Annotated in this window: 20 protein-coding genes; 19 read left to right on the plus strand and 1 reads right to left on the minus strand. The window is 41.0% G+C overall.

Annotated features, from left to right (window positions below; genetic code table 11):
• The 19 genes from Q8R38_07305 to Q8R38_07395 form a co-directional block, all read left to right on the plus strand.
• Window positions 1-760: glycosyltransferase family 2 protein (locus Q8R38_07305; protein MDP3791832.1), on the plus strand; the 760-nt coding region annotated here is incomplete at its 5' end.
• Window position 761: 1 nt separating this feature from the next.
• On the plus strand, window positions 762-2,048 hold the full coding sequence (locus tag Q8R38_07310) for an O-antigen ligase family protein (protein MDP3791833.1): 1,287 nt from the start codon (window positions 762-764) through the stop codon (window positions 2,046-2,048).
• Entirely contained in the window at window positions 2,045-2,560 is a 516-nt protein-coding gene (locus tag Q8R38_07315; protein ID MDP3791834.1) for an acyltransferase, read from the plus strand. Before Q8R38_07310 ends, Q8R38_07315 begins: the two co-directional genes overlap by 4 nt.
• Window positions 2,561-4,810 carry a glycosyltransferase gene (locus Q8R38_07320; GenBank protein MDP3791835.1) on the plus strand — a complete coding sequence of 750 codons (2,250 nt, stop codon included), beginning with the start codon at window positions 2,561-2,563 and terminating at the stop codon, window positions 4,808-4,810.
• A complete protein-coding gene (locus tag Q8R38_07325; GenBank protein ID MDP3791836.1) occupies window positions 4,807-7,116 on the plus strand; it encodes a glycosyltransferase in 2,310 nt (769 codons plus the stop codon). The genes Q8R38_07320 and Q8R38_07325 overlap by 4 nt, the downstream gene beginning before the upstream one ends.
• Entirely contained in the window at window positions 7,082-9,526 is a 2,445-nt protein-coding gene (locus Q8R38_07330) for a heparinase II/III family protein (protein ID MDP3791837.1), read from the plus strand. The genes Q8R38_07325 and Q8R38_07330 overlap by 35 nt, the downstream gene beginning before the upstream one ends.
• Before the next feature lie 4 nt (window positions 9,527-9,530).
• Window positions 9,531-10,292: a polysaccharide deacetylase family protein gene (locus Q8R38_07335; GenBank protein ID MDP3791838.1), complete on the plus strand. Its 762-nt coding sequence runs from the start codon at window positions 9,531-9,533 to the stop codon at window positions 10,290-10,292.
• A gap of 58 nt (window positions 10,293-10,350) precedes the next feature.
• Window positions 10,351-10,917, plus strand: a complete 567-nt coding sequence (locus tag Q8R38_07340) for a polysaccharide deacetylase family protein (protein MDP3791839.1) — start codon at window positions 10,351-10,353, stop codon at window positions 10,915-10,917.
• On the plus strand, window positions 10,914-12,071 hold the full coding sequence (locus tag Q8R38_07345; GenBank protein ID MDP3791840.1) for a glycosyltransferase family 2 protein: 1,158 nt from the start codon (window positions 10,914-10,916) through the stop codon (window positions 12,069-12,071). Before Q8R38_07340 ends, Q8R38_07345 begins: the two co-directional genes overlap by 4 nt.
• Complete coding sequence (locus tag Q8R38_07350; protein MDP3791841.1) at window positions 12,064-12,900, plus strand: exosortase/archaeosortase family protein; 837 nt, start codon at window positions 12,064-12,066, stop codon at window positions 12,898-12,900. Before Q8R38_07345 ends, Q8R38_07350 begins: the two co-directional genes overlap by 8 nt.
• Window positions 12,890-13,525: an EpsI family protein gene (locus Q8R38_07355; protein MDP3791842.1), complete on the plus strand. Its 636-nt coding sequence runs from the start codon at window positions 12,890-12,892 to the stop codon at window positions 13,523-13,525. Before Q8R38_07350 ends, Q8R38_07355 begins: the two co-directional genes overlap by 11 nt.
• A gap of 373 nt (window positions 13,526-13,898) precedes the next feature.
• Window positions 13,899-14,681 (plus strand): sugar transferase, encoded by a 783-nt coding sequence (locus tag Q8R38_07360; GenBank protein ID MDP3791843.1) that lies wholly within the window; start codon window positions 13,899-13,901, stop codon window positions 14,679-14,681.
• Between the two features lie 8 nt (window positions 14,682-14,689).
• On the plus strand, window positions 14,690-15,388 hold the full coding sequence (locus tag Q8R38_07365; protein MDP3791844.1) for a PEP-CTERM sorting domain-containing protein: 699 nt from the start codon (window positions 14,690-14,692) through the stop codon (window positions 15,386-15,388).
• Between the two features lie 37 nt (window positions 15,389-15,425).
• Window positions 15,426-16,100, plus strand: coding sequence for a PEP-CTERM sorting domain-containing protein (locus Q8R38_07370; GenBank protein MDP3791845.1), 675 nt, complete (start codon window positions 15,426-15,428; stop codon window positions 16,098-16,100).
• A 246-nt stretch (window positions 16,101-16,346) separates the two neighbouring features.
• A complete protein-coding gene (locus tag Q8R38_07375) occupies window positions 16,347-17,216 on the plus strand; it encodes a hypothetical protein (protein MDP3791846.1) in 870 nt (289 codons plus the stop codon).
• Complete coding sequence (locus tag Q8R38_07380; protein ID MDP3791847.1) at window positions 17,213-18,088, plus strand: tetratricopeptide repeat protein; 876 nt, start codon at window positions 17,213-17,215, stop codon at window positions 18,086-18,088. Before Q8R38_07375 ends, Q8R38_07380 begins: the two co-directional genes overlap by 4 nt.
• Before the next feature lie 37 nt (window positions 18,089-18,125).
• Complete coding sequence (locus Q8R38_07385; protein ID MDP3791848.1) at window positions 18,126-18,410, plus strand: hypothetical protein; 285 nt, start codon at window positions 18,126-18,128, stop codon at window positions 18,408-18,410.
• Window positions 18,403-19,773, plus strand: coding sequence for a sigma-54 dependent transcriptional regulator (locus tag Q8R38_07390; GenBank protein ID MDP3791849.1), 1,371 nt, complete (start codon window positions 18,403-18,405; stop codon window positions 19,771-19,773). The genes Q8R38_07385 and Q8R38_07390 overlap by 8 nt, the downstream gene beginning before the upstream one ends.
• A gap of 17 nt (window positions 19,774-19,790) precedes the next feature.
• A complete protein-coding gene (locus tag Q8R38_07395; GenBank protein ID MDP3791850.1) occupies window positions 19,791-20,834 on the plus strand; it encodes a PocR ligand-binding domain-containing protein in 1,044 nt (347 codons plus the stop codon).
• Here the strand turns inward: Q8R38_07395 and Q8R38_07400 are convergent.
• A complete protein-coding gene (locus Q8R38_07400) occupies window positions 20,828-21,244 on the minus strand; it encodes a hypothetical protein (protein MDP3791851.1) in 417 nt (138 codons plus the stop codon). The two genes, Q8R38_07395 and Q8R38_07400, sit on opposite strands and share 7 nt — an antisense overlap.
• Window positions 21,245-21,258: the final 14 nt, after the last annotated feature.

Below are 21,258 nucleotides of genomic sequence, written 5' to 3' on the forward strand. Positions count from 1 at the left end.
AGAGCATATAGGATCACATGAGCACATGAACACAGGGGCACAAATAAAATATATCTACCAGGAGAATAAGGGGCCAGCGGCGGCAAGAAATAATGGAATACGTGCGGCAAAAGGCGATTATGTAGCGTTCCTTGATAGCGATGATATATGGCTGCCCAAGAAATTGGAGCTTGAAGCAGGCAAAATGGTGACAGATTCTGGCTATGGCTTGATGCACACAGATAGGTTTCGCATGGATCTCAATGGCTGTATAGCGCCAAAGAGATGCATCGCTATGCCCGAAGGGTTTATATTTAAAGAACTTTTAAGACAAAATTTTATATGCGCCTCGTCCGTTTTGGTTAAAAAAGAATGCTTTACCAATGTCGGACTATTTGACGAGGACAGGAATAATAGAAGTGAGGACTATGATATGTGGCTGCGGATAGCCGTTAAATATAAAATTGGATCTATAAATGAGCCTTTGGTGAAATACCGTGTGAACCCATCTGGTTTTAACCGTTCGATGATCAAGCCTGCCTATGACAGCGAAAGAAGCGCGTTCTTAAAGGCGCTTGGCCACTATAATGGAGACCGCGAAAGACTGAAAAACAAAAGGTTGCATGGCCTGATGCGCAGGATGGGAAATTCTTTTCTCGACGTAAGGGATTACAGGGAAGCAAGTTATGCCTTCGCCTTAGCGGTAAAGATGAATTACTTTGACCTTAGGTCGGCCGGTTATTATATCATTTCGAAGCTTATGGATAGGTTAAAAACTTAATATGCGTATAGCATTATTCTGTCTCATAACATTGGTAGCTATCCTGTGGACTTTTAAGAAGCCCACGATAGGATTATTTTATTTTTTAATACTGCTATTTTTGCGAGACGGGTATCTTATGGAGAGGATACCAGAAATATATACGAGCTGGCACATTCCGATGATCACCGGCTGGCTGATACTTGTGGCGTGGCTCTGCCATGTTGCGCAGAAGCAACAAAAAATACGGGTACCGGCTGAATTCATAGCGATGCTTCTGCTCGGTATCGTCATATACGCGTCACGGTGGCATGCTGCGTATCCGGCCATCGCTGTGTATATGTTCGATGAATTTATCAGGGTAGCGATGCTTTTTTTCCTGATGATCAACGTTATTAATAATGAAGATGATTTGAAGCAGGCAGCGGGCGTACTGGTATCGGTAATATTCATTTTGGTTCTTTACGCATATTACAGATATAAGACCGAAGGGTTCGAATACGCCGTCCCAAGCGTTTATTATGTTGATAGAAATTTTTTCGCGGAGTCCATTGTAGCTGTCCTGCCCCTGGCGTTCACATTTTATGAGGAAAGTATCAGCAAATGGAAAAAGATTTTATTTTTGGGAATAACAGGTGTTATGGCAGGAGGCATAATCCTCACATACTCCAGAGGTGGCTTATTGGCAATGGTAATAGTATTGGCTGCTCTGTTTATTAAATCCCGGAAGAAAATTATGATGATAGTAACCGCAATTCTGGTATTGATCATCTTCTTGCCGCATATAGGGGATAAATATACCGGACGAATGGGCACTATAGCAACATACGAGGAAGACCCTTCTGCCATGATAAGAATAGCGACATGGCGATCGGGCATAAATATGCTGGAGAAGCACACGTTGCTTGGAGTCGGCGCCGGTAATTTCAACGATCTCTTTATCGACTACGCTCCGCCGGAAATGAAAAAATACGCTGACTATACGATGAGCATACATAATATGTTTTTACAGATCTTTAGCGAAACAGGCCTGCTTGGCGGAGGGCTTTTTATATTTATTATCATAAGCTCATTGTTGGGGCTTTTGCGATTGAGGAAAGATAATAATGCGCTTGAAAGCGACAAAAGAATGAATCTGGCGCTTCCTTATGCCTTGGGCGTAAGTTTGATAGGTTTCTGCGGGGCGGGCTTCTTTTTACCCGGGGCCTATTACGGATACCAGTATATTATTGTCGCGTTACTCGTCGTGAGCAAGTTGATATATACAGACAGGATAAAAACGCTGATAGCCGCAAAGGCCGTAAAATGAGAATTCTCGCAATACTATGTTATCAATTATTCGCTAAGCGCCTGCCGCGTTCATACGAATTTGGGGTTATAGGTGTATTGTCAAGATGGACGCGAAATGGCTTATGCAGGATGATTATTAAGGATGCGCCGCCGACAATATTTGTCGAAAGGGGCGCAGATTTCGGCAGCGGGAAGAACCTTGTTTTAAAAGAATACGCCTGCATAGGGGAAAATGCCAGATTTATGGGCGAAGGCAAAATTACGATAGGACGCCATGCGATGATGGGGCCGGATGTAATGATCATAACCAGTGATCACAAGATGAAAAAAGAAGGGTTTGATGGTTATGTGTCAAAGGATGTGGAGATAGGCGACCATGCCTGGATAGGTGCCAGGGCCATTATCCTGAAGGGTGTGAAGATAGGAAAACATGGAGTGATTGGGGCCGGAGCCGTGGTTACATGCGATGTACCGGATCATTCTATAGTTGGTGGCGTGCCAGCGAAAGTAATTAAATACCGGAGCGATTAGATGCACATAGCTATTGTTAACGAAGCATATTTTAAAGATTCAGGCATTCCTACTCATATCCGGGCGTATGTATCAGAACTGGCAATGCTCGGGAATAAAGTGAGCATATTTGCCACGGATGTAGAAAAATCCGGTAATAATGGTTTAGTATCATTCGTCAAGGTTAGAAAAACGCACCATGTATTTTTTAAGATGTTGCTATTTTTTCGCGCAATTAAAGCGCATCTTCAAACAGGCAAGGTAGACATTATTCATGCGCATGATAGCATAGCGTTTATATCATGCTGGCTTGTTGGAAAAATATATAAAATACCAGTAGTATCCACGTGTCATGGAACTATATATCAAAAAAATATAGCGCTTGACTATGGTTTCAGGCTAAGGGCGCTTTATAAAATTACAGACAGATTGGTCGCGTTACTTAGCGCCAGAGTAGTAGCTATTAGCAAAGAGGTAGGTAGTATTTTAGTCGCAATAGGAGCTAAGAATAGGAATATCAAGGTTATTCCGGGAATATATGAAAAGTCCATATTTTCTATAGCTGATCAGCCGAAAGAGTTTAGAACCGGCAAGAGAACATGTTTATTTGTAGGAGCCTTGCGGCCGATAAAGGGAGTCGGATATTTAGTCGACGCTATTCCAGAAGTCGTGAAAACCATAAAAGACTTTGAGTTACTGTTAATAGGTCCGGCCCAGAGCGATCAGAAGGAGAAGGTATTATCCCAAATCAATGCGTTAGGAATGGGGCGCTATATTAAATATATGGGTTATGTGGCAAAAAAGGAGTTAGCGGATTATTATATGAAAGCAGATCTTTTTATAGTGCCATCGCTCAATGAGCCTCAAGGCCTGGTCATCCTGGAGGCGATGAGTTTTGCTCTGCCAGTGGTTGCTTCCAACATAGGGGGTATCCCTGATATGATAAAAGACGGCGTTAATGGCCTGCTTGTCCCTCCCGGTGATTCCGGAGAAACTGCGCGAGCAATAATAAAAATATTGTCAGATAAATCGCTATATGAAGCATGTTCCCGCGGATCCTGGGCATACATGAATGATAACCCAAGCGAAAAAAATGCTGTTGACTTAGTTGCTCTTTACAATGATGCGATAAAGGAAAGCATTAATAGATGTCCACAACGCGATGATAAAATAAAAGTTATGCATATACTTCTCAGTCTTGAATGCGGCGGTGCCGAAAAAGTGGCAGTGAATCTTATTAAAAAGTTAAATGGAGATAAATTCGACTTTTCGGTCTGTGTTTTGGATAGGACGGGAGCGCTTAAAGATGAATTGGGGGGCAGCATAAAAATAGAGTGCATGAACAGGAAAAGCGGATTTGATTTTTTATTACCCTTAAGATTGGCGAAAGCGATAAGAAGGACAGCCCCTGATGTAATACATATGCACAATTCCTCCGCTTTATTATACGGAACAATGGCAGCAAAGCTGGCTGGTTTTAATAATATGATTGTTACGCAGCATGGCAGCGTATTGGCAGAAAGCAAAAAGATGCAGTTGATCATAAAACAGCTTTCGAAAATAGTGGATAAGAATATAACGGTATCTTCTGACATAGAAGGGTATCTTAAAAAACATTTTGGGGTTAAGGGGGAGAAGGTTCATACGATCATAAATGGTATCGACGATCAGCTGCATAGACAGGATGCTGTGCAAAGAATAGTCGAAAGAAGAAAATTTGGCCTTGAAGACAAGGTAGTCATAGGTCATGTCGCTCGGTTATCACCGGAAAAAGATCAAAAAAACCTTTTGGAGGCCTTCGCCTTGGTGGCGGAACATATTGATAATGCCAATCTGGTAATCGTGGGAGACGGCCCATCAAAGCGTGACTTAGAGGATATTGCCAAGAAGCTTAAGGTATGGGATAAAGTTATATTTATGGGGTTTCAAAGAGACATACAGGCTATGTTAAACATGTTTGATATGTTCGTGTTGTCATCCTCAAGGGAAGGAACGTCTCTGACACTTATAGAGGCCATGTCTACAAGCTTACCGGTTATAGCTACAAATGTCGGTGGCAATCCCAAGGTAGTAGACGATAAAAAAACAGGGTTAATAGTTCCGCCGCAAGATCCGTCCAGCCTGGCCCAGGCAATGATATATCTATGCAGAAATCCGAAAGATAGAGAAAATATGGGCATAGCAGGACGGCAGCGCGTGGTGGAGGGCTTTGGCCTGGGTAAGATGGCCGACAAGTATGCCGGCCTTTATACGGAGCTTGCAAATAAATGAAAGTTTTGGTATTTACAACATTATTTCCTAACAGCAAGATGCCGAATCACGGCATATTTGTCAAAACGAGAGTTAAGAACCTGGCAAAGGTATGTGATGTGCGGGTCATTGCGCCCATACCGCATTTTCCTAAAATAAATATAAATAAGAAATGGTTTAAGTTTAGCCAGGTCCCGACAGAGGAAGAGATAGATGGATTGAAGGTATATCATCCGCGCTACTTCGTAATGCCGAAATTCTGTCGGTCGCTCTATGCTTTTTTCATGTTTATAGATGTCCTAAGATTTGTGAAAAGGATTAAGAAAGAATTTGACTTTGATGTTATAGACGGGCATTTCATCTATCCGGATGGGCTTGCCGCGGTACTATTGGGGGCGGTTTTGAGAAAAAAGGTAATAGTTACGGCGAGAGGGACAGACATTAACTGGTATTCCAATTTTTGGATAATAAGAACCCTGATACGATATTGCCTGAAGAGGGCAGATGCTGTCATATCGGTAAATAGTGATCTAAAAAATAAGATGGTAGAATTAGGAATAGATGCAGATAAGATAAAAGTTATAAATAACGGAGTTGATTTTAGCAAATTCTATGCTATGTCAAAAACAGAAGCGAAACGCGCTTTGGGCATAGCTAATAATAAAAAGGTGTTATTATCAGCCGGTAATCTTATCGAAACAAAAGGATTTCATATTTTAATAAACGCTTTTTCGCTTATTAAAAATAAAGATGCCGTTCTCTATATTATAGGAGAAGGCCCTTATAGAAAAAATTTGGAAGCGCTTATAGCAAGGGTCGGCTTGAAAGATAGAATAATGCTTGTTGGAGAGGTGCCGCATAATGAGCTTTATAAATGGTATTCTGCGGCTGATTTATTCTGCCTGACAAGTTTACGTGAGGGGTGGCCAAACGTCATACTTGAATCTTTATCCTGCGGTACACCGGCCCTTACTATGAATAAGTGGAGCCTATCCGAACTTATCGATAAAAACATGGGAATTTTGCTGGATTCTTATGAGCCGGTGACGATAGCTATGGCTATAGAAGTTGCCATAGACAGGCAGTGGGATGGGAAGAGTATAGCGGGTAATATGCAGAATTACAGCTGGGATGATACCACCAGTAAGTTATCGGAATTATTCAAAAAAACATTGCAAAGAGAAGATGTCTTATTTTTCTCATCAGATGACTGGAATAGCGGCCTTAAGACGAGTAAATATCATATAGCAACCAGGCTGGCCAGGGATAGCAGGGTTTTCTTCATAAATTCTATAGGCTTAAGAACCCCATCTGTTACATCGCATGACTTTAAAAGAGTGATTGCGAAAATACGCGGATTTTTTAAAGGAGTCAAACAAATTAATAAGAATCTTTTTGTGTATACTCCGATAGCCGTTCCATTCCAGAAACATGGTTTTGTGCGATTTATGAATAATATGATAATAACCTTTCAAATAAAGATGATCATGCGCAGATTTAATATCAAAAGGCCAGCGGTATGGACATTTTTGCCGAATTCATTGGGCGTTATAAGAAAGATCGAAAGAAAACGCATTATCTATTATTGCGTCGATGATATGAGCGCGTTTAAAGGGGTTCCGGCAGATGTTATCAGCCGTCTGGATAGCGAGATGACAAGGCAGGCGGATATTGTATTTGCCGTTTCACAGGAGCTATTCAAAAAGAAGAAGGCAATAAATGAGAATACGTTTTATTCGCCTCACGGTGTTGACTTTGAACTTTTTAATAAGGCGGTGGTGGAAAAAGGTGTTATGAAACCGGCAGATATCGAAGATATAGGGCGCCCTATCATAGGATTCTACGGTCTGATATCCGGCGATTGGATAGATTATGATCTTATTCGTTTTCTTGCGCAAAAAAGGCCGGCTTGGTCATTTGTATTCGTAGGCAAGATAGATGCGGTTAAAGAAGGGCCGCCGAGGGCCAATAATATTTACTATTTGTCTGTGAAGCCCTATGAGGAACTATACAAATACAGCCGTTTCTTTGATGTCGCGATGTTGCCATTTAATATAAATCAGCTTACCATGCATTCGCATCCTTTGAAGATACTTGAATATTTGTCAGCGGGCAAGCCGGTGGTTTCGATAGCAATTCCTGAAGTCATGAGATATGCCGATGTTATAGAAATAGCAGCCCGTTATGAAGAATTTTTAGATAAGATAGAAAGATCGCTTAAGCTTAACGACAGGAATGCTGTGGAGAGCCGTGTAAGATTTGCATCTTCCAACTCATGGGAAAAGAGATTCGATGAAATACAAAAAGCCATTGCTTATCACATGTAGTATTATTTTTGCGGGTTTAATCATTGCCAAGTGTGGAAATATGCCCGCGCTGGCTCAGGCAAGAGCGTTTATAGAAAAAGCCGAGCGGCATACACATGCGCTTCAGGGAATAAAAAATAAGGTTGACGCGGTAAAAGAGACATTTGAGGTCAAGGCGCCATCAATAAATATAGATGTGGATGCCGCGAAGAACGGGCCTATCTACGGCGATCCGGAAGGGCTCGTGCGGGTCAAGGCACTTGAGGCAAAATTGCATAATATCGGGATAAAGAAAGACCACCCCAGAATATTCCTAGATCCTGATAATATAAATGTATGCAGGCAGCGTATCCTCAGGCGTCATCCGGCATTTAATAACATCATAGATCTTGCCGAGAAAGGCGATATTGTTAATCTGGCGTTCCTATATCTTATGAGGGAACATGATAATCCTGCTACAGCGTTACGGTGTTCAAAAGAGGTTATCAGGATGCTCGTGGATAATGATCCTACGACCGGCGACAAAAGATTTGTCGGCAGAGAGATCGCCAAGATGGCGCTTGCCTTTGATTGGATATATAACGCCATGACAGATTCCCAGAGGAAGTATGTGGCCGAGAAATTATCTAACCTGGCAGGCATTAAAAAAAGAGCCAAAGCTATCAGGGAAGGATTAAAAGAGACGGGCGAGACATTTCATCGTGAGGACTGGATGTTTGATTCTTACCGGGCGTGGCCGGAAATTGCACTTGCGCACCATGTTCCGGATGCGGAATTTGTCTATAAATCGAGATGGAACCATGATTGGTTTTGGGGAGACGCGGCGAGAATGTATGCGTATGCCGCAGACGGAACGCCTTTTGAGGGGTATTATGCAGGCGCGGATGGCGTAGATTGGTTTCTTGCGCTTAAGTCCGCTACCGGTATAAATTTAATAGACGGGGAAGATTACCCATGGTTTAAGAATACCGCTTACTATATATTCTATAGGCTGGATTTAGAGAGAGGGAGAGAGGCTTTACATCACGGTGTTACTATCGGAGGCGCTGGCTGTATTTCATATACAGAGGGATCGGTTGCATGGAAGATGAAAAAATTTTTAGGAAGGACCCTTCCCCTTGCCTACGAAAATCCATATATAAAATGGGTGGGCAATCATCAAATAGGTGTTTCGGATTGGATTCTTACAACGACCGGTTATGGCGGGCTGGAGGAGCTTGGCCCTATAGCAAGCGTCCTGTTTGATGACCTGCATGCCGAGAGTATTAGTCCTAATGATGCTGCGTATGAAAACTTTCCATACGCAAAATTATTTTCGGGAGGAGATGAAGCGTATATGAGAAGTGGATGGACCGGGAAGCCCACGATAATTGGATTTAGATCCGCCCCTGCTTATACAAAAACAAGTCATGGCGATTTTGATGTTAATACTTTTGTTATTTATAAGGATGGCGTCCTCGCTCCGGATTCAGGTGTTTACGATGCATATGTCGGCCAATCCAATTATTTTTGCTACCAGAAGAATACAGCTGCCCATAATAATATTTTGGTGATAGACCCTTTTAGGCCTGATGAGCCAAAAAAGTTTGGGACAGCACCTGATCCCGGAGGTGTTGATTTTGTTTTTACCAGAACCTTTGGCGCATCCAGCCGCTTTGGCAGGGAGGATGAATTTTTGCATAATCCACACGCGGATTGGGCGGATCTCGCGGCTTTTAAAACTACGCCAAATTATGATTATGTGGTGGGTAAGGCTAACAAGGCCTATAGAGACAGGCTGGATAAATATTATAGGACACTCGTATTTATAAGAAAAGGTAATGGTGGATATCTAATAGTTTATGATCAACTGAAACTAAAAAACAAAAATTATCAGATAAAATGGCTCCTTCACTTGGTAACAGAGCCGGTTATAAAAGGTCAAATAGTAAAGAGTGAAGTGCCCGGCCACATAGAAATATATAAAGGTTATTATTTAAATGCTAAAAATGTATTTAATACGTCGAGCTTGTTTCTTAAAACGTTAAAACCGGAAAATTATCTTATCAGAAAAGTGGGCGGGTCGGGTTATGAATATTGGGTAGATGGCTCTAAGCCAAAGAACTACCCTGTGGCTGATAGCGAGAAAAAAAGGATAGAGGAGCAGATGGGTGGAAAATGGCAGGAAGCCGGAACTTGGCGCATAGAGATTATGCCTCAAGATAAAAGAGATCAGCACGATTTTATAAATGTATTTTATATAGGCGATGCCGATGAACAGCCAAATCCTAACGCCATCTCGCTAAAAGAGGATGCTTCAAGTTATATCATAAATATAGAGGATGAGCTTGCGCCGACAACTGTAACGTTTTTAAAGGGCGAAGAGCCCAAGGGAAGTATAATTATTAAAGATAAAATAAATGATACCTTTCCCGATGTTAAGAAGAGATAATAATATGAGTTTATTAAGAAAGATAGAACAGTTATTTGGCAATTTCACAGTTCATAATGGTATCGTCGTATTGACATATCATAGGGTGAATGATGCGCTCCCAAGATCTGCCCTCGTTGTGGACCCTAAAGAATTCTCAGCTCAAATGTTATTTTTGAGCGCCTATAGGAATGCTTTTCAGATTATTGGAGTAGATGAGATGCTGGGATGGTTCAATCACGCGCCGATGAAGGATAATAAAAAGACTAAAATAGTGATAACATTTGATGATGGATACAAGGATAATTATACTCATGCATTTCCTGTATTAAGAAAGTATTGTTTTCCCGCAACAATATTTTTGACCACAGGCCGTATAAATAGCGAGGGCAAGGAATATCTTAATACAAGTGAAATAGATGAAATGATGAGGGCGGGAATAACCTTTGGAGCGCATACGAGGACACATCCGTATCTGTCCAGGATAGATACGAAGCAGATCAATGAGGAGCTGGCCGATTCGCATAGAGCCTTGGAAAATATTGCGGGTAAGCAGAGCGTACCCTTCTGCTATCCGTATGGAGATTATAATGAATACGTAAAAAATACGGTAAAAGCAACCGGGTTTTCCTGCGCCTTTTCAGTAAGCCCGGGTATAAATTATCCCGGCCAGGATATCTTTGAGATAAAGAGGATAGATATTCTTGGTAATGATAATTTTTCATCGTTTAAATATAAGATAACGGATAAATATGAAAACTCTTGCGTACCACTCAATAGGGGATAGCGTAGCCGAGATTGGAGCTGGCCTTTACTGTGTGCCTGAAGGAGATTTTAGGAGTCAGATGGAGTATCTGTCTGCATTAAAGGACAGGCCTTTGCTGACGTTTGATGATGGAGACATAACCAATTATACCAAAGCGCTGCCTATTCTCAAAGAATTCGGGATGAGAGCGAGTTTTTTTATAATAGGAGAATGGGTAGGTAAAAATGGATACATGGATTGGAGTCAGATAAAAAATTTGCAGGATAACGGAATGACTATTGGCGCGCATGGCATGACGCACAGGATATTAACAGAACTTAACGATGACGAGCTATCTTATGAGTTAATGGAATCAAAACGCCTTCTGGAAGAGCATTTGGATTGTAGTATTGCCACGTTATCCATCCCCCGCGGTTTTTATAATAAAAGGGTTATGGATAAGGCCAAGGAGATTGGTTACGACACAATATTTACATCAGATGATAGGATTGTCATAAGATCCGATTGGGATTTAAATCGTTTTATGAATATAATTAATAACGGCCCTTCATTTATTGATAGAACCAAAAAATTTATAAAAAATTCAGCCAGAAGAACATTAGGCGATAAAAATTATGACAAGATAAGGTCGGGGCTATTAAAATGATAATAATTTTTTGGATATCGATTTTGATGCTTTTTTATACCTATATAGGGTATCCCATATATGTATTCGTCAGGGCAAAGCGCTATAAAAATGCTGTCTTAAAAGACGCCGATTTTAGGCCGAAGGTCTCTGTTATTATGTCCGCATATAATGAAGGATCGTATATAGAGAAGAAGATCAAAAACCTTCTGGAGTCCAGCTATCCTAAGGACGACTTAGAAACATTGGTCGGTTCAGACGGGTCGACAGACGCTACCGATCAGATACTTTCACGCATGGCAGACAAAAGAGTAAAGGTTTTTTGCTATAAAGATCGGCGTGGAAAGCCCAGCGTCCTGAATGACCTGGTCCTGCAGGCAACCGGCGAGATATTGGTATTCTGTGATGTGCGCCAATTATTTGAAAAAAGCGCCATATCGGAGCTGGTATCAAATTTTTCCGATGAGAATATCGGATGCGTAAGCGGCGAGCTCATTTTTAAAAGTCTTGCGCAGGACACAGAAATTGCAAAAGGCGTGGGTGCGTATTGGGATTATGAAAAGTTTATCAGAAGGTGTGAAAGCGCTGTCCATTCTATGGTGGGTGCCACAGGCGCTATATATGCTATAAGAAAAGCCCTGTATTTGCCTGTGCCTTCCGATATAGTTCTCGATGACGTGTATATACCGCTTAATATCTCCAGGATGGGGTATAGAACAATATTGGATCAGGACGCAAAGGCTTACGACAGGCCTGCCATGGAGACATCAGAAGAATATAGAAGGAAGGTGAGGACATTGGCCGGAAACTACCAGATATTTTCTATGTTCAAGGATCTATTGGTGCCATTTTTGAGACCGGTATCATTAGCGCTGGTATCACATAAATTATTCCGTGTTATTGCGCCATTTTTCATGATATCGGTTTTTGTGAGTAATCTGTTTATGGCGATGGAGGGCTCATATATTTTATTCTTGATGGCACAAATCGCGTTTTATGCACTGGCTATAGTGGGCGCCCTTACATGCCGGCAAAAAAATAAGAAGTTTGTCATCAAGATAGCATCGACAGCCTACATCTTCTGCTTTCTTAATTTTACGGCTATCGTAGGTCTTTACAGATTTTTATCCGGAAAACAGAAGATAGCATGGGAAAGGTCAGAAGTCCGTGGATAATAAATTAAAAGTTATAATTAAATTTGCGGCATGCTTAGTGTTGTCTTTGATAGCGTATATTCCTACTATTTGGTGGATGATAGATAGGTGGTCGGCAAAAGAGTCTTATTATTCACATGGATTTTTGATCCCCATAATATCTGTATTTATAATGTGGCAGAAAAGAAGCGTTTTAGGCAAAATAAAAATATCCGGGAATATGCTGGGTCTATGGATTATCACATTATGCCTATTAATCCATGTTGTATGCGCGGCTCTTCGGATATATTTTCTGTCGGGATTTACATTGATAATGCTGATTTATGGCATGGTTCTATTTTTCTTTGGCCTTGAGATGATCCGCAAGCTTACATTCCCGATACTTTTCCTGTTTGCGATGGTTCCGTTACCGCTTGCTATAATCGGCAATCTTACGGTCCAGCTCAAACTTCTGGCTACTCAATTATCGGTTCTCACTCTTAATAAAATAGGGTTTCGTTGTATACAGGATGGCAGTTTTATAAGAATGCCGTCTTCGTTCATTGAGGTTGCGGCGCCATGCAGCGGTCTTCGCTCAATAATATCGCTTGTTACGCTGGGGCTGCTTTTTGCTTATGTTGTAAAAACATCATTTCTTAAGAAGAGCATACTATTCTTATCGTCGTTTCCCATAGCTATAGCTACGAATGTAATGAGGATAACTATGGTTTCAATTGTTAATGATCTTTACGGGGGAAAGGTTGCTATGGGTGTTTTTCATGATTTTACAGGGTTTCTGGTATTTGCGGCAGCGTTTCTCGGGCTCTTCGGAATTGCTCAACTTATAGGAGCGAAACAAATTGAAATTTGATAAAAATACGATTGGATTTGTAGCGTTGATAGTTATGTTACTGGCGGCGAGCACGATCTCTTTGGGATTATTCAGCAGAGAGATGATCGCAAGCGATAAGCTGGATGTGCATGCGTTTCCAATGGCGGTAGGGCAATGGCAGGGCAGGGAATTGCCTATCACGGAAAAAGAATATGATATACTGGAAACGCGAAATTTGATTTCGAGGGAATATACGAATCCTTCCGGAGATAAATTGTACCTGCTCATTATTTATTCCGAAACAAATAGGTCTGTGTTTCATCCTCCCGAGGTATGCATGATGGGGGGCGGGCTTACCATAACGGATAAACAGGTGGATAAAGTTGGGTTGGACAGCAAAGCATTCACGACAAATAAGATATTTGCCCAGAAGGGCCAGTTTAAAGAGATAATCCTTAACTCTTACAAGGCAGGCAATCTCCATACAAGCAATTTCTACCTCCAGCAAACGTATTTGGCACTTCACCAGATCTTCGGACGCAATGTTCCAGGCGCGACGCTTCGAGTTTCAATGGCTGTCGGACACAGCGAGCGCGCGGCATTAGCTACTCTCAAAGATTTCCTCAGTAAATCCGCCACCATACTTGATAAATTAAGCAGTTAAGCGCTGTCCATTCAACTCAACACGTTACCCAAGAAGTGTTGAATTTATGACAATCACCTGTCAGGGATTGTCATAGTTTGTCATTGAACTTCATATAATGACTCCTACCTCGCATTCTAACTCATTGAACTGCAAGTAGTTACAGCTTAGTAATTTTACGAATTATTTATACATTAATGAAGATTGGCACAGATATTGCTTATACAGTATGTGATGAAATAAAAGCCTGCCTACCGGCAGGCAGGGAGTGTTTTTTATGAAGAAGATGATGGAGTCGTTAAAAGAGATTTTCGAAGAACTTAAACACGAGATAGATGTGTATATGACTATACAGAGATATGCCCGTCTTTCGAAGAAATACAAGAGCACATAAATGGCTGTAAGAAAAATAAAATCCGCAGCAAAATACATAGTCTACTTTGCTTTGCCGCCCTTGGTGCTTCTTTACGCCATAAACCTCTGTTATGCGCAGAGTGGCCACGAGGCTCGAGCGATAGTGCCCGAACCAAGCACTACGGCTCTTCTTGCCACCGGATTTATCGGGTATATGACAAGATTCGCCAGAAAGCATTTCCGCGAATTCAAGAGGATATTCGATAATGTTATAGCAGGTATGGGAATAGCTTTGGCAGCGCCTTTAATCCTATTTACAGCCGTTATCATTAAGGTGGTATCACCAGGTCCGATATTCTATAAGCAAGAGAGGGTAGGGTGGGGTGGAAAGACGTTCTATATATATAAGTTAAGAACTATGCGCATAGACGCTGAAAAAAACACAGGTCCGATGTGGGCAAAAGAAGATGATCCGCGCCTGATAAGATTTGGCAAGCTTATCAGAAAGATGCATATAGATGAATTACCCCAATTATATAACGTGCTAAAAGGCGAAATGAGTATTGTCGGCCCAAGGCCCGAGAGGCCCGTGTTTGTTGAGAAACTAAGTAAAGAAGTTATCGATTATCGGAAGAGAATACAGATAAGGCCCGGCATAACCGGCCTTGCTCAAGTATGGCACAGATATGACGAAACCATTGCTGATGTAAGGAAGAAAGTCAAATACGATCTCCTGTATATAAGAGAGATGTGTTTGATGGTTGATCTAAGAATTCTTTTGCGTACCGTAATAGTTGCTGCGTTAGGGAAAGGGGCAAGATAGGGAAGACTATGAAAAAACTAATATTTGCTTTTGTGTTAATGAGTATATTTGCTGCTCAAGCGTACGCAGACACTGCCGGCGGTCCGCATCTTTGGTTAAGCACAAATTCTAATCAATTTAATGAAGGCGGGATCGGTTATGTAGGATCAACATCCGGCTGGAATGACGAAAGCTATGTCGCAAATAATATGCCGTTTACGATGTATTTATATAATACGGCGCCAGAAAACAAAGGTACGGCTTATGATATAGGACTTATTGTGGCAGTTCATGGGGGTGATACCGATGGTAGCATTACGATAGCGGATGCATTTGGGGTGGAAGAAACGTTTACATATTCGGACTTTACGAGTACTAATCCATATCCAGGCGGAGGCCACGGCGTCTATGATGGCGGGAGCGATGGTATTTATGCAGTATTAAAGCCAAGCAATAGTATAGATCTTACTTATGATAATACTGGTAATGAGAATATAACGAGCACCGCTTCAAGTTGGACAAAATTTGTGGTAAAGAGTTCTTCTTTTTCAGAGGTCCACTTCGATGCCAGATCGTTTGGCGGAAGCAATGGTGTATTTTATAACCCTGCTTCACATGATGTAAATTGGCCTGGTGACGGAGATCCGACCGTTCCGGAGCCGGCAACGCTGTCGCTCTTGGGGTTGGGATTGGCGGGGTTATTGAGATTTAGAAAAAGAAAAGTATAATTTTCAATAAAATTCAGTTATGAGAGGAGGTGAAATAATGAAAAAAGTGTTATTAGTAGTAGCAGCTGTTATATTTCTAGCGGCAGGGAATGCATACGCAATCGTTCCCACGATCGATGGCTTAATGACAAGCTTGACAGAATGGGATGGATCGCAGTTATTTGGCGGTGATTCAAACGAAGCCAGTATTTCCGATAGCTGGGATATAAAGAACATATTCATGAAAGTAGTGGCGGGTGACGGCTGGTACTTCAGGATGGATACATATGGAACGCCGACATTTTCCGGTGGACCGGGCTCTGAGGGTGAGGAAGCTGCATTCAAATTTTTTCTCGATATCAACAATGACGATACTAGCGATTATCTGATAGATTTGAATAATAGGAACTACACTGCTCTAGGAATAGTATCCGTGTATACTGGAGAACCTGCATTCACAGAGTTAGGGATATTAGGCACCAGTAATGGTCTATCAAGTATAGTAGAGATGTATGTGCCCGATAGTCTACTCTCAACGGATGTATTTTTTGACAATGTTGCTCTGAGTCCGTTTGGTCTGCGCGCGCGTCTCGATGGCAATGGAGATGAGCCGGACGATAGGTTGCCGGGGAGCGGCTACATCAAAACGCCCGAACCGGGCAGCGCTATGCTTCTTGGTATGGGGTTAATAGGGCTGGTTGGAAGGTTGTTTCGTAAAAAGGCTAAGGCATAATTCCGTATATAGCGTATAGTGCTTATAATGCAATACGCTATTACGGGAGGATGCTTGAACCAGTAAGCATGCTTATGTGGCGAGAGCATAAGGCCGAAAAGTGTTTTATGTTCTCCCACCGGACTTATAACTTATAATTACTTGGGGGAGAGTACTCTTTAGAAAAGAATTGAGGGGTAGGGATGTAAATTTCTACCCCTTTTTTCTTTACTTAGGCTATGCTTAGTATATAATATTGGGCTGACCATGAAATACAATATTAGAAAAATCTGGATGGATTCTTTGGGCCTGATGATAAATCAGCCGATCATCATTATGCCATTTGTGTTAATAGCGTTTTTTGAGGCTCTTGCGCTGGAAGTAGTGTATTTTTCTACCAGACCCCCGATTCTGCCGATAGCAGGCCCTGTAATAAAAAAATTGTTTGGAGAACAGTTTCTGCATTATCCGGCGTATCTTGTCAGTCTGTCGAAGTTATTTTATTATCTTCAAATAGTGATCTATATTATTGCCGGAGCGTTTCTCGTAGGTATTAGTGTAAATATTTTCAAGAATATCAAGGAGAAGCTTCCTGTAAGGGCCAAGGCCATGGTAAAAAACTCCTTAAAGAATTACGCATACTTTTTCGGCTATGCCCTTATTGTGGTATTCATGACATTCTTGCTAAAAAAGGTAGATGTCTATGTTTTTTCTAAATTGTTTAAACTCGGATTGAAATTTTTGCCGCATATCCAGCCTCAAATTTATTCCATCTGCCTGATGATGGCTATATTTGTTTCAAATATTATCCTGCAGGCTTTTGTCATATTGACCATACCTATCATAGTCATAGATAAGATGCCGCTTTTAAAGGCATTTTTAAAAAGCATGTCCTTGGGTTTTCACAACTTCGGCGCGATCATTGCGTTGATATTTTTACCTTTTTTAATATACCTGCCTATATCTGTTTTAAAAAGTGTTTCTGATGTTTTGATAAATAAAACCTTCCCGGAGATAAGCTTCTACATTACAGCCGCTGGAATAATAGCGTCAATATTTCTGGATTGTTTTATCATAATATGTATTTCACAGTTTTTGCTTATTAAGCAAAAAGAACCGCTTAAGAATACAGCATGAAGAAAATTATATTGATTTTAATATCGATTCTTGTGGCAATATTCGTTATCCTATCGGTCTTTGGGATGGGCGGTGAATACGAGGCAGAAAAATTGTTTTATCGGGCAATGAAGGTTAACTCAAAGATTACGATTAATCCTGATGTAGCTCCACCCGCGCTTCTTTTGGTCGTAGAGAATAATCTTAATAAACTAATTACGAAATATCCAAAGGCCAATATAACAAAGACCGCTAACATAGCGCTTTTGGAATTCTATATAGCCCATAAAAACTATAACAAAGGCATGTCTTTGGCAGGCAGCATGATACAAACATATAAGGAAGATCTTTTCATCCTTAGCGTGGCTCAGTTCCTCAAGGGTGTTATATATGAGAAACAAAATGATTGGTCACGTGCCCTTACAGAGTTTATTACGCTGCGGGATAAATATCCGAATACTCAGCTCGGCGTGCAGATACCTCTTTATATCGCAAAATACTATGATACTAAGGGAGAGGACTCCAAGGCAATGGAAGCATATGGCCAGGCCCAGTCGTTCTACGAGAATATGGAGAAAGAATACGAAGGGAAGAATATGGGATATATAGCTTCCGCTATGTTAATTCAAACATTTGTGAGCTCAAGAAATTATGAGAAAGCAGGAGCGTCTATAGAATATGCAATTGATAAATATTATAGCCAGATGGCTTTGGTTCAACTATTGCCGCTTGTGGAAAATATAATTGTTACAAAGCTGAAGAACTCCGAGAAGGCAGTAGATATCTATAATAATATTTTAGCGAAGTCGAAAGACGAAAAATTAAAAAAAGTTTTACAAAAAAGAATAGATGAGTTGACTGGCAAGGGTCCGGTTAGTGTTTCAAAAAGTTAGAATCATTTCTCTTGCATAACATGATAAGTGTGATAAGATGAGCAGGATTAGTAATACCGGCGAAAAAAATCGTTTTAAAAAATTGTCGTTGATGGGGAGAAAGTATAACGGGATAATAAATGAAATATCTAATCCCATTGACGCGACAAATCGTTTTATAAATCTGGCTCTGCATAGTATTGGTGATAATTCGCAGGGACGGCAGTTTCTTCTGGAGTCGAAGCAGGGGATAAAGAAGACAGCAATGCTTCTCAAGAGACTGAACGATTATTCAAAAAAGATAGAGAGCGAGATTCGCGAAATGGTGGACATGAATGAGTAAACCCCGCATTCTGATATTAAGCGAAGACAGACTTGACCAGAAGTCGCTTTATGAATTGATCCGCCACCATGGCTATGAGGCGGACATCGCCAACTCTGCCGAAGAAGCCATCTCTTCACTCGAAGATAAGGTTTTTAACGTTATACTTGCCGATCTGGCTGCCGCAAAGAATGCCGAATCTATAAGGTCCATCAAATCCAAATCTCTTTCTACGGAAATAGTATTATTATCATCTTATGAAAACGTGCACGAAGAAATAAGCGGCCTTGTTTCCGATTGCCTTATAAGGCCGATTGAAGACAGAAAGATCATTAATTCAATAGAAAAAGCACTGCAGAAATTGCCACAGCAGAAAAGCAAGCCATCTTTTATTAAAAAATTTCTTCATCCCCAAAACGATAATTTTTATGATCTGGTGGGCAAAGACCCATCCATGAAAGAAATATATTCTATAATAGAGCGCATATCCAGCACAAAAGCCACAATATTATTGCGCGGAGAGAGCGGCACCGGCAAAAGAGTGATCGCTCGCGCTATCCATAAGGCTGATAAGAAAAGGCGCGATAAGCCCTTTATGGAAATATCCTGCGGCGCGCTCCCAAGAGAGATCATAGAAAGCGAGTTATTTGGCCATACAAAAGGGGCGTTTACAGGCGCTATAAATGACCGTAAAGGCCGCTTTGAACTTGCCCATGGCGGAACAGTGCTTTTGGACGATATAGATTCTTTTTCGCTGGATCTTCAGGTAAAACTATTAAGAGTGTTGCAGCATAAAGAATTCGAGCTCGTCGGTGACCACAAAACAATAAAAGTCGATGTCCGCTTTATAGTCTCCACGAATCAGGATCTGGAAAAATTGGTTGCGGAGAAAAAGTTCAGAGAAGACTTGTATTATCGCCTGAATGTAATATCGATACTTGTTCCACCCTTAAGGAAGCGCAAAGACGACCTGCCGCTATTAGTAGACCATCTTATAAACCTTTATTCCAAAGAAAATCATAAGAAGATAGAAGGTGTTTCAAAAGAGACGATGGATATTCTGATGAAATATGATTGGCCGGGTAATGTCAGGGAACTTGAAAATATAGTGGAGCGCGCAGTCATACTCGATACAGATAATATTATTGATAGTAACGATCTGCCGGGCATCCTTGTCAGGAACACGGTTCAGGCAGGTATTGCCGAAAGCGAAAATGCCGAATCGCTGAAAGACGCATTAAGAGAGCCTGAAAAAGTATATATACTTCAGGTGATGAAAGAGGTGAAGTGGAACAAGAAGAAGGCAGCAAAAAAATTAGGCGTGAACAGGACGACCCTGTATAATAAATTAAAAAAATATAATATTTTATCATCCCTTCAATAAATTAGGCTTAATAATTAATGTTTTATAAAGATATCAACCTGTCGGATCTTGTAAATCTTGCCGAGTGGCAGAAAATACAGGATTCTTTTTCCGAAGTCCTCGAAGTTACATTAAGAACGATCTCTCTGGATGGCAAACTTCTCTCGCGTATAAGCCGTCCTTCCAGATACTGCACCGAAATACTCCCAAAATTTACAAATCTCAATAATATCTGCGGTGATAACGCATCTGCCGGTGCCGCAAAAAAACTTTCCCAGATAGTTCAAGACGGAGGGAATTTTAAACTGCCTTTTGGCATAGATGTGTCTATCATTCCCATTAAAGCGATCGGCAATAAAGACGTAGCTTATATTATGGTGGGCCCGCTTATACTTAAAAGCCGCAAGGCGGAGTCAGAATACGCGGAAGAAGCTAAAAAAGCGGGGATCGATCCCGATACATTGATGGATGTGCTCATAGATATAAATGTCTTTTCCTATAATAAAGTTCACTCTATGACAAGCCTGATAAAAGATATATTTTCACATATGGCACAAACGGAATATCATAAGAAGAGATTGGGGGAGATAGCTCCAGAGGTAGTAGAATTAGACCCTCTATTTTCAAAATATTATGAAGAGAAGATATTAAGAGCTATGCTTAAGACGTGTTCTTTAGTTCTTAACGCGGACTCTGGTTCTATAATGACAGTTGATAAGGACACCAAAACTTTGCATATAAAAGCCGCTTCAAAGCTTGATAGTAAGATAATCAATAGTACAAGCATAAAAATAGGGGAGGGGATAGCCGGAATTGCGGTGGCCACTGCCATGCCCATAATATTGCCTAAGGATAAGGATAAGAACGGTATTTCAGATAAGATGAAAAGAAGCGGTATAAAGTCCTCTATGATAGTGCCATTTAATAAAGGCAGCGACCACGACGTCTATGGTGTTATCAATCTTAATATTACGCGAAAGAGCGCAGGTTTTTCTGAAAAAGATATCAATTTAGTAAAAGAGCTGGTCAATATGACCAGCATCGCGTTAATTCCGCTGTATAAAAAACCTTCAACTCAGTAAGAAATAATTCCTTTCTTTTCCATCTCTTTTATCTCTTCTTCAGATGGGAGTTTTGGCTCTTTTCTGGGAATGGGACCGACAGCTAATTGTTTGGAGGCCTCTAATGCTTTTTGCTGCGCAAAAGCCTCGGCTCTATTAACGTTTCTGGTATGTTCCGCTTCCAATTCCCGCTCAGCTGCTATTTTCCGTCTTTCTTCTAATTTCTCCATATCCTGGGTAGGGCGTATCGTGGTTGCAGTTGGTATGGCATATTCCATCTGCTGTATTTGCTCTGCCGGAGGCTTCTCTTTGGGCTCTGACAAATACGGAGCTACATTACGTAAGAAAAGCATGTTAGTGACCAGTAGCATCACTATTGTAAAAAGAGCTATTATGAGAGCGGCTATGATGACGATTTTTTTTATTTTCATCGCGCTATTCCTAT

Source organism: Candidatus Omnitrophota bacterium (genome assembly GCA_030695905.1).
GTDB lineage: Bacteria > Omnitrophota > Gorgyraeia > 2-01-FULL-45-10 > 2-01-FULL-45-10 > CAZHPY01.